8 protein-coding genes are annotated in these 9,737 nt (G+C 40.0%); 1 reads left to right on the top strand and 7 read right to left on the bottom strand.

Annotated features, from left to right (window positions below):
- Positions 1–97 precede the first annotated feature (97 nt).
- On the bottom strand, positions 98–1,450 hold the full coding sequence (locus EDC44_RS09120; RefSeq protein ID WP_131977752.1) for a class-II fumarase/aspartase family protein: 1,353 nt from the start codon (positions 1,448–1,450) through the stop codon (positions 98–100).
- Positions 1,451–1,614: 164 nt separating this feature from the next.
- Here EDC44_RS09120 and EDC44_RS09115 point away from each other — a divergent pair, with 164 nt between their 5' ends.
- The gene (locus EDC44_RS09115; RefSeq protein WP_207896756.1) at positions 1,615–2,367 is read left to right on the top strand and encodes a GntR family transcriptional regulator; all 753 of its coding nucleotides are present in this window, start codon (positions 1,615–1,617) and stop codon (positions 2,365–2,367) included.
- Positions 2,368–2,403: 36 nt separating this feature from the next.
- Here EDC44_RS09115 and EDC44_RS09110 read toward each other — a convergent pair whose 3' ends face one another.
- The 6 genes from EDC44_RS09110 to EDC44_RS09085 form a co-directional block, all read right to left on the bottom strand.
- Positions 2,404–3,150: an SDR family oxidoreductase gene (locus EDC44_RS09110; protein WP_131977749.1), complete on the bottom strand. Its 747-nt coding sequence runs from the start codon at positions 3,148–3,150 to the stop codon at positions 2,404–2,406.
- 76 nt (positions 3,151–3,226) lie between these two features.
- Entirely contained in the window at positions 3,227–3,955 is a 729-nt protein-coding gene (mtgA, locus tag EDC44_RS09105) for a monofunctional biosynthetic peptidoglycan transglycosylase (protein ID WP_131977746.1), read from the bottom strand.
- Entirely contained in the window at positions 3,939–4,238 is a 300-nt protein-coding gene (trpR, locus tag EDC44_RS09100) for a trp operon repressor (protein ID WP_131977743.1), read from the bottom strand. Before trpR ends, mtgA begins: the two co-directional genes overlap by 17 nt.
- Before the next feature lie 31 nt (positions 4,239–4,269).
- Positions 4,270–5,988, bottom strand: coding sequence for a transglycosylase SLT domain-containing protein (locus EDC44_RS09095; protein ID WP_131977740.1), 1,719 nt, complete (start codon positions 5,986–5,988; stop codon positions 4,270–4,272).
- 65 nt (positions 5,989–6,053) lie between these two features.
- Positions 6,054–7,199, bottom strand: coding sequence for an acetylornithine deacetylase (gene argE, locus EDC44_RS09090; protein WP_131977737.1), 1,146 nt, complete (start codon positions 7,197–7,199; stop codon positions 6,054–6,056).
- Positions 7,200–7,228: 29 nt separating this feature from the next.
- Positions 7,229–9,616: a WG repeat-containing protein gene (locus EDC44_RS09085; protein ID WP_131977734.1), complete on the bottom strand. Its 2,388-nt coding sequence runs from the start codon at positions 9,614–9,616 to the stop codon at positions 7,229–7,231.
- Positions 9,617–9,737: the final 121 nt, after the last annotated feature.

The raw sequence follows: 9,737 nt of genomic DNA, 5'->3' as shown, positions 1-9,737 counted from the left end.
CCTTTTTTGTTTAGATTGAATTTTGACACTCATATTCTAAACGGGAAACTCTCACTTTTTATAGTGATTTGTCAGATCAAGTCTGATCTTCTACAAATTAGCCACGTTTAGCGGAACTTGCCAACACTTGATCCACCATCATCGGTGCGATACCAAGGTAGTTTCTTGGATCTGTTAAACGTTCAATTAATTCAGGATCTAAACGGCTGGAAACGCTTGGCATTGCATTTAATATATCAGCCAAACGACCGCCCTGTTCGTTTACAATACGACATGCATCGTACACCACATCATGCGCATCTTGACGACCAATGTGCGGAGCCAAACCCATCATTACGGCTTCCGCCACAATTAGACCTTTAGTCATATCCAAATTACGAGCCATCACTTGTTCATCAACAATTAAACCGCCCAACATAAATTTCGCTTGGTGTAATGCTCCGGCTGCTAATACGAAGCTTTCTGGAATAGCAATCCATTCTGCATGCCATGGACCTGTGGCACGTTCTAGATCTTGTACCATAGCATCTAGCATAAGTCCTGCTTGTTGACGCACCCCTTTGGCACAAGCGAGCATTAATTCACTGGAAATCGGATTACGTTTTTGTGGCATTGTACTACTCGCTCCACGTCCTTTAACAAAAGGTTCATACAATTCACCAAACTCATTTGATGCCATTAACATCACATCATAAGCAATTTTACCCAAAGAACCTGTGACTAACGCTAAGAAGTTTACCGCTTCGGCAAAACCATCACGTGCAACGTGCCAAGTGGAAACCGGCACACCTAAACCTAGTACATCCATCATGGCTTTTTGTACATCTAAGCCTTTATCGCCAAGAGAGGCTAAAGTTCCTGCTGCACCAGCAAATTCACCGACTAATACACGCGGTTTTAATTGTTCTAACCGTTCTGCATGGCGGTCAAATATATCCAACCAAATTGCGGTTTTATAACCAAAAGTAACTGGCAATGCTTGCTGTAAATGGGTGCGACCTGCCATAGCGGTATCACGATAACGCTTAGATAAGTCTGCTAAAATTTTTCTAAGTTCTTTAATATCTTGCTCGATAATGGCTAATCCATCACGTACTTGCAGCACAACGGCAGAATCCATAATATCTTGTGTAGTTGCACCCCAGTGAACATAACCGCCTGACTCACCGGCTTGTTTTGAAATTTGATGAACTAACGGCAAAATTGGGTAGCCAACAATTTCGGTTTCATGACGTAGCAGATCAAAGTCTAGTGTATCGGCATTGCAGGTAGCGGCAATTTCATCAGCTGCAGCTTGTGGGATCACGCCACATTTTGCTTCTGCTTTCGCTAAAGCGATTTCAACTTCTACATATTTACGAATTAATTCTTTATCGTCAAATACCGCACGCATTGCCGGTGTACCGAAAGAATCACGGAATAACACTGAATCAAGAACATTAGATGCCATAGTATGCTCCTTAATAATGATTATAAAATGTGGTTAATATGTTCGTACATATAATAATGTTCGGACATATTTATTGCAACTATAAAATACTATTTTTTTGTTGATCCATGTCAAGAAAGATCTGATAAAATTGTCACCACCGGAAAATCAATGAAATAGCACTTATGACAACCATCAAAGAACCTCTATATGCCACCATTGCTCGAGAACTAGCACAACGTATTGCAAGCGGTGAATTTACCGTGGGGGATTTATTACCTACCGAAATGGAGCTGTGCGAAGCCTATCAAGCCAGTCGTCATACCATTCGAGAAGCCTTGAGAGAATTATCTGAAGCTGGTTTAGTCTCCCGCAAAAAACGAGCTGGTACGCGTGTGGAAGAAAAACAAAATCTCACCAGTGCAGAACATTCCATGGCATTTCTGGAAGATCTCAATGCATTGGCACAAACTCATGTGCGTGTGGTAAAAAATATTGAAGAAATAGTGGCAGATCAGCTATTAGCAGAAACTATCGGTTGCGAACCAGGTTCCAAATGGCTACATATTGTGAGTATTCGAGAAAATAGCAACGACAAATCATCACCGGTATGTCTAACAAGCAGCTATGTAAATTTGGCTTATTCTGAAATTGGCAAACTCGTGCAACAATATCCTCTTGCTTTGATTAGCGATCTTATTGAACAAAAATATGGACGACGAAGTACGGAAGTACGGCAAATTATTACTGCAATTTTGCTTTCTGAAGAACAAAGTCATATTTTGAATGCTCCGGTAGGCAGTGCAGCGTTGAAAATTATTCGTTATTATATGGATAGATTTGGAAAAGTATTTGAAACCACAGTATCGGTACATCCGGCAGATCGTTATGTTTGTTCGATTTCCCTGAAACGAGTGAATTTAGAGAAAATCAGTTAAAATCTACCGCACTTATGTCAAGTGCGGTAGATTTTATCAATTTCTCGCTACTGCTAAAGCTGAAAAACTCTGTGCTACCGGCATAATTTCAATGCGGTTGATATTTACATGCTGCGGTTGTTGGTAAATCCACAAAATCGTATTGGCGATATCTTCCGGCTGAATATATTCTACGCGTTCGTAAAGTTTTGCCGCTTTGGCATCATCACCTTTGAAACGAACGTTGGAAAATTCCGTGCCGCCGCATAAACCCGGTTCTACGTTGGTGACACGCACACGCGTACCGGCCAAATCAGCCCGTAAATTCAAACTGAACTGTTCCACAAAGGCTTTAGTCGCTCCATAGACATTACCGCCTGGGTAAGGATAAGTGCCCGCAATAGAACCTAAATTGATAATATGCCCGCGTTTACGTTCCACCATTTGCGGCAACACTTGACGGGTAAGATAGGTGAGACCGATGATATTAGTATTGATCATCGTATGCCAATCATTGAAGTTGGCTTGATAAGCCGGCTCTAAACCTAATGCCAAACCGGCATTGTTCACCAACAAATCAATTTCTTGCCAGTCGGGCGGCAAACTTGCAAGTGCGGTGTCAATTTTATCTGTTTCTGACACATCCATTTGCAGCGGATAGAATTGATTGCCAAATTCCTGGTGTAATGCTTCCAGTTTGTCTAAACGGCGTGCGGCCCCGATAACGCGAAATTCGGCTTCTATAAACGCAGTGCAAATGGCTTTACCAAATCCCGCTGATGCCCCTGTTACTAAAATGGCCATAGGAATCTCCTTAATTTTGATGATATTTAACTAGCGTTAGATTAACATTTTGTCACAAAATATAGCGTGATGGTGATCACAATTTTTGCAAATAATCACGACCAAGTTGGTTCATTTGTCGCATAATCCATTGCTGTTTATGGCGTACATAAGTGCTGGGTTTATTGACTTTGTAGATAATAGGATTCGGCAGTACCGCGGCTAATAATGCTGCTTCTGATTGGGTAAGTTTTGCCGCTGATTTTTTGAAATAATGCCGGCTGGCCGCTTCCACGCCAAAAATGCCGTCGCCAAATTGAGCGATGTTTAAATAGACCTCCAAGATCCGTTCTTTTGGCCATAATATTTCCAGTATGAAGGTCATCGGTACTTCAATACCTTTGCGAAGCCAGCTTTGACCATGCCATAAATAAAGATTTTTGACAGTTTGTTGAGAAATGGTGGAACCGCCGCGGGTGCGTTTGGATTTTTGGTTAAATTTCACCGCACTTTGAATCGCATCCCAATCAAAACCGTAGTGGTTTGGAAATTTTTGATCTTCCGCAGCAATTACGGCGAGCTGCATTGATGATGAAATTTTATCTAAATTCACCCATTGATAGCGGGTATCGTATTTAAAATTGCCTTGTAATAAATTGCCCACACTTTGCTGTGCCATATAAGCGGAAAAAGGAATTGGCACAAAACGAAACAGTAATGTGCTTATCAAAAGTGCGGTGAAAAATCCGCCTAAAACCTGCCAGCCATAACGTTTTAATTGACGATAAGGCTTTGATTTTTTTAATACCCTAATGAGCTTGTTCATCAAGTTGCGTTTTAATCCAATCCATAAATTCCGGCGGCATGGTTTTGATCATATTGGAACCGCGAGTAATGGTGGCGGCACTGGTATTCAGATTCTGCTGAATTTCCCGCTGCGACACTTTCTCTTGCAGTTGCTTCACTATTTGTAATCGTAAACCCACGGCATCCCGTTCGTCGGCGGTGAGTAATAAGGTCAAAAATTCATTTTCTTTACCCTGCTCAAATGCCGTGCGTAAGGTTGCAATAAAGGCGTTCCATTGTTCCATATTTTTGCTGATATACATAACTCCACCATTATAATACTGAACTATTTAACTAGTACATCCGATCATATTCCGCTTTAGTGAACTTTTGCAAGGATTTATTTTGTAAAATTTGATAATAATAGTCATAAGTCAGCACATTTTGCACATAATTCCTTGTTTCATAAAAAGGAATTGTTGCCACAAATTCTGCCATAGAGAGTTTTCCGCCAGCACGTGCCAGCCATTGTTTCACCCGATGCGGGCCTGCATTATAGGCTGAAGCAATTAAAATACGGTTGTCACCATATTGTTCATACAGTTCCTGCAAGTGAGCAGTGCCGAGCATAATATTATTAAAAGGTTCAAGCAGTTGGCTTTCACGATTATAAGGCAGTTGGAATTTTTGAGCGGTGTCTTTTGCCGTGCTCGGCAATAACTGCATTAACCCGCGGGCGTTGGCTGATGATGTTACAGCAGGTCGCCAGGCACTTTCCTGGCGGGCAATAGCCATAGCAAAAGTGCGGTTGATTTTTGTATTTTTTAAATGCAAATCAAACCAGTTCAGATAAGCATTCGGCAAACGCAGGCTGATATAATCCCAGGCTTTAGCCTGAATGGTGGCTTCCACGCCTAAATCAAACCATTGTTGATCTTGAGCATATTGGGATAAAGCCAATTTATCATTAAAATCAACGCGATCCAGCAAGGCTTTCCATTCCCGGTTTACGTTTACTGTTTCGCCTAAATAACGCAATTCTACAATGCGGGCAAGCTCGCCGTGAAAACGTTCAGCTACGGTGGATTTAGCCTTTGGCTTGGGTGGCGACTGTGATGCTGATTGAGCGGTTTGTTTGTTGCTTTGAGTCACTATTGGTGTCGATACGGCAACTTGAGCCATTTCCGGACGATATTCAACGCCTAATTCCTGACAGGCAAGCATTGCATAAAAGCCGCGGTTTTTTGCAAGTGCGGTCAATATTTGACGAGATTTTTTCTCTTCTTTGCTTTTTGCCAAATCTTTGGCCATCCAATATTGCCATTCGTCTTTTTGCTTGGCTTCGGTGGTGAGTAAATCCAACCATTCTTTCAAGGATTTTTGCTCGCGAATTGCAATGCGTAAACGCCGTTCTGTTTGACGATCTTCTTTCAACGTTTTGATTTGATTATCCCGCCAGATTTGCAGTGCACGGATTTTGCTGTCAAATAACTGCCATGTCAATGCAGAACGCCATTGAGTGATTTGTGTTTGATTCAGCCGGAATTTATCCGCCCATTGCTGATAAATTCCAAAAGGATCCTTTGCATCCACCGAGGTTTCTTTCAAACTTTTCACAAAAGCCGGAAACGTATTAATTACCGCTTGAGTGTTTTCCGCTGTTACCGCTGCATTCGCTGCAAATATTGGCAAATTTTGCGGATTTTGAACCAAATCGCGAATTTCTGCCGAACGGTTATCCGATTGCGGCGGTTTGGGCTGTGCAAATTGCTCCTGCCATTGTTTATTCAAATCCCCGTTAAAGGGAAAATGCGGATATTGTTGTTGAAACGCCCGAATGTTTTGCAGCGTTAAATTGCCGGGGACTTTGGTGATGCGATATTCCACATAAGGCAGCAAGGGATAATCCTTCAGTTCCCCCTTCATAGCGTTAACCAAATCCAGAGTTGGCCGGCTGCCGGAAATCGCCAACAACTGTGAAATTTTTTGATAGGTTTCACGTTGTTGTTCTAAATCGGCGGCTGATGCCATTGTGCTAAACAGCATCAGCAAAAGTGCGGTCGTTTTTTTCATTTTTTCTGTTGTATGTTTTTTCGGATATTTTCTCTCTTCCGCAAGCGGACGAGGGATAAATTATTTCATCCACAAAAATGGACAATCAATTTTGATAACAGTTCCTTAGTAGGTTTGATAAAATCAGCGGATAAAAATTCGTCCGGTTGATGTGCCTGTTCGATAGAGCCGGGACCGAGCACTAAGGTCGGACAAAGTTGTTGGATAAACGGGGCTTCCGTGCAATAGTTTACCACTTCACATTTTTCGCCGATTAATTTTTCCACCACTTGTACGATTTGAGCAGAATGTTCGCATTCATAACCCGGTGTTGGGGCGTGCAGATTAAAGAGTTCAATGCGGTCGCCCCAGCGTGCAAACATCGGCGCAAGAGCTTCTCGCACCATTTCATCTAAATCTTCCAACCGCATTTTCGGTAACGGACGAATATCAAAATGCAATTCGCAGCAACCGCAAATGCGGTTTACCGCGTCACCACCGTGAATCGCCCCAAAGTTCATTGTAGGATAAGGGATCTCAAAGGCATCGTGATGATATTTATTTTTCAATTGATTGCGTAAATTCATCAAATAGCCAGTGGCTTCGTGCATTAATTCAATGGCATTGATGCCTTTCTCCGGATTGCTGGAATGACCGGATTTGCCCACAATCCGCAAACTGTTTCCCATATGCCCTTTATGAGCCCGTACCGCTTTGAGTGATGTAGGTTCGCCGATAATGGCGCAATCGGGGCGGATATGCGTGTGCTGAGCAAAAGTCCGTACACCGAGCATCGTGGTTTCTTCATCCGCCGTGGCTAAAATCCGCAGCGGTTTAGTGAGTTTGCTGAGATCTAATTGGGCGAGCGTATCAATCACAAAAGCAAAAAAGCCTTTCATATCCGCCGTGCCTAAGCCGTAGAATTTACCGTCTTTTTCCGTGAGTTTGAACGGATCGAACGTCCAACGGCCTTCATCAAAAGGCACTGTGTCCGTATGTCCGGACAGCAACAACCCGCCTTCTCCTTCGCCGTAGGTGGCTAATAAATTATATTTATCCCGCCCGCCTTTCACCGGCAGAATTTCTGTTTTAAAGCCGAGATCCTGCAACCATTGTGCCATCACTTCAATTAAAGTGCGGTTAGATAAATCGTTTTTTTCATAAATATCGCTGATGGTCGGCATTGCGATAAGTTGGGAATACATTGTTAAAAAATCGGGTACTTTTTTCATAATAAGTGCCTTTTACTGTTTTTAGTGTGTTATTTTCCGCTATATTTGTCATTCATTCGTTGCAATAAAAACTCAAACTCGTCTTTGCTTGATTTCAGCATTTTGTGGATTGTTCCAACAGACAAACGATTATAGAGATATTGTTCATAGCGTTGCATCAATTTGTTTTTTCCAAGTGCAGTACCGTATGTTTGAAATGTTCTTAATACACTTTCACCGTTTATTGGATTTTCAATCGTGGCATTTTCAAAGATCACCTGCAAAAATCGCTCATTCATAATACAGTATTCCAAATATTTATAGGCAAAATATTTGATTTCCGGTGTTTGTAAATTAAGCTGTTCCAGTTCAGGGACGGTTTGTTCTAAAAACTGATAATAACTTTCCCATTCTTTGATTAATGGCTCTGTAATATGTTCATAAATTGGTGAAAAGTCCCTAATATTATAATTATCCGGTATTTGTTCAACGGCTTTAAATAATGAGTTCTGATAGCTTGTTATTTTAGGCGTAATCCAGCCAATGAATTTCTGATACTCTAGCGTTGCAGTATTGTCAACTTGTGGTGTGATACGGGCTTTAGATACCGGTTCTAGCTTAAATTCGTCTTTGTTCAGCTTTTGCATTTCAACATAGGTTTCGTTGGGCTCTAGGCGTTCGCCTTGACGATTGATATCAAATGAGTCCCCATATTGTTTCACATAGGCAGTACCGGATTCATTAAAATTAAGAGGTTTATCGTATTCAAAATCAAGCAGAATTTCATTATTTGCGATATCAATCAGTCCCCATTTATCGCCTAATTGTGCGGTTAGCAATCCGTCATTGTAATTTTTAGTATCCTGATATTTCAGATCAACTAATACTGAGCCATTGATATCAATCATCCCGCAACCTTGTCCGTTTTTACAGACGGTTGCTTTTTTTCGGTCAAAGTAGCGAATATCATCATAAATAGCGGGAAGTACAACCTTATTTTGCTGGTTGACTATTCCCAATTTTCCATTTTGATAAAAAACAATATGATCGCTCAGCTGTATATCATAGTTATAAGCAGCCAAGTTTTCATATTGTGGGGTAATAAGTTTTTTGCCAGTATGATCGAGAATTCCCCATTTATTATTAGATTTTACGGCAATCATACCGTCCGAGTATTGAGCTATATTGTCATATTTGATTGGCACAACAATATGACCTTGCATATCTAATAATCCGAATTTGCCGTTTTTTTGTACATCTAATAGTGTATCAGTAAAGCGATCAATCCCATCATATTGTAATTTAGTCAATTTTTTTCCATTTACATCCAATATCCCAAATTTATTGTTTTTTTGTACCAAATAAAGGGTGCTGTTTTTCATTCCGACCGCAGTGATCTTATCATAATCAATGTTTGTGATTGCTTTACCGGTGGCATCGATAATTCCTTCTTTATCATTGAGTCTATAATTAATGAGGCCATTACTTTGGGGCCGAATTTTATCGTATAAAACACCATTGATTTCTTTACCATCTATTCCAAATATTTTATGTTTATTTTGCATACTTACTTCAAAAAAGCCGTTTATTTTTCCATTATTTGGATCGGTAAAAGTATGCAGTTCAATATAGCCCTTGATAAAATCAAGAATCACATTGCCCTGATTATCAAAAATTGCGATATAGGATGTGTATCCTGGTGCTTTTCGGTAGACTTTCCATAAATGAGAATACCTTTCATTGTGAAATTGACTGATACTGTCGTAGTTTTCAATCAGCAGTTTTCCATTTTCGTTATACAGATTATATGTAAAACTATCATTATAATATACAGATGATTTAAAATAAGATTCTGATCCTATTTTATCGCGATAAAGGCTACCATCTTGGAAAGGAATTAGTGCATTAAGATTCTCATCCAGCAATGCCATTTTGTCATTTTTTCTTACAATAAAAAGATCCGGTTTTTCTTTGTCAGGCTCAATGGAATCATACTCAAAAGGCAAAATTAGCTCGCCATTACGATCAATAAATCCCACTTTCTCATCTTTAGCTTGTTTGAGAATAAAACCATCGTATTTTTCTGATTTATATCGATCAATTTTGCTGAAATATTCTGCTAAACTCGCTGGAATGACTTGAATTTTATCGTCTTTGATGAGACCAAGCCTTTCTTGAGGATAATGCCCGGCGATTGTAAAGTAATGATCTTTCGGATAAAAACTAAGTGAAAAACGAAGTGCACTACTCTCAAATTTAGAATAGTCTCTTTTTTGTTCTTTTTTACTCGCATAAAAATATTTGATAAATTGTTGCTGACATTCAGCAGAAGCTGTGTTTCGGATAACTTTTACGACGCAGGTTGAAATGTTTTCTCCACCATCACAGGCGGAAAGTAGAAACAGGCTTGCGAGTAACGTGATAAGTTTAAATTTCATTTTTTTCCTTAATTATTTTTTGAAAAATAATATAAAATATCTACTGACAAATAATCATTGCATTTAATTAAATATTTATGCAAAATATTAGCATAAATAATCATATTAAAACTGGATCATC

The organism is Cricetibacter osteomyelitidis (assembly GCF_004340985.1).
Lineage (GTDB): Bacteria > Pseudomonadota > Gammaproteobacteria > Enterobacterales > Pasteurellaceae > Cricetibacter > Cricetibacter osteomyelitidis.
Note: the sequence above shows the minus strand (reverse complement) of the source record. Positions and strands in the feature narration are given on the sequence as shown.

What these genes read in the sequence shown, in the direction of transcription:
- EDC44_RS09120 (WP_131977752.1), bottom strand. Translation starts at nt 1,450, where the DNA reads ATGGCATCTAATGTTCTTGATTCAGTGTTATTCCGTGATTCTTTCGGT.
- EDC44_RS09115 (WP_207896756.1), top strand. Translation starts at nt 1,615, where the DNA reads ATGACAACCATCAAAGAACCTCTATATGCCACCATTGCTCGAGAACTA.
- EDC44_RS09110 (WP_131977749.1), bottom strand. Translation starts at nt 3,150, where the DNA reads ATGGCCATTTTAGTAACAGGGGCATCAGCGGGATTTGGTAAAGCCATT.
- mtgA (WP_131977746.1), bottom strand. Translation starts at nt 3,955, where the DNA reads ATGAACAAGCTCATTAGGGTATTAAAAAAATCAAAGCCTTATCGTCAA.
- trpR (WP_131977743.1), bottom strand. Translation starts at nt 4,238, where the DNA reads ATGTATATCAGCAAAAATATGGAACAATGGAACGCCTTTATTGCAACC.
- EDC44_RS09095 (WP_131977740.1), bottom strand. Translation starts at nt 5,988, where the DNA reads ATGAAAAAAACGACCGCACTTTTGCTGATGCTGTTTAGCACAATGGCA.
- argE (WP_131977737.1), bottom strand. Translation starts at nt 7,199, where the DNA reads ATGAAAAAAGTACCCGATTTTTTAACAATGTATTCCCAACTTATCGCA.
- EDC44_RS09085 (WP_131977734.1), bottom strand. Translation starts at nt 9,616, where the DNA reads ATGAAATTTAAACTTATCACGTTACTCGCAAGCCTGTTTCTACTTTCC.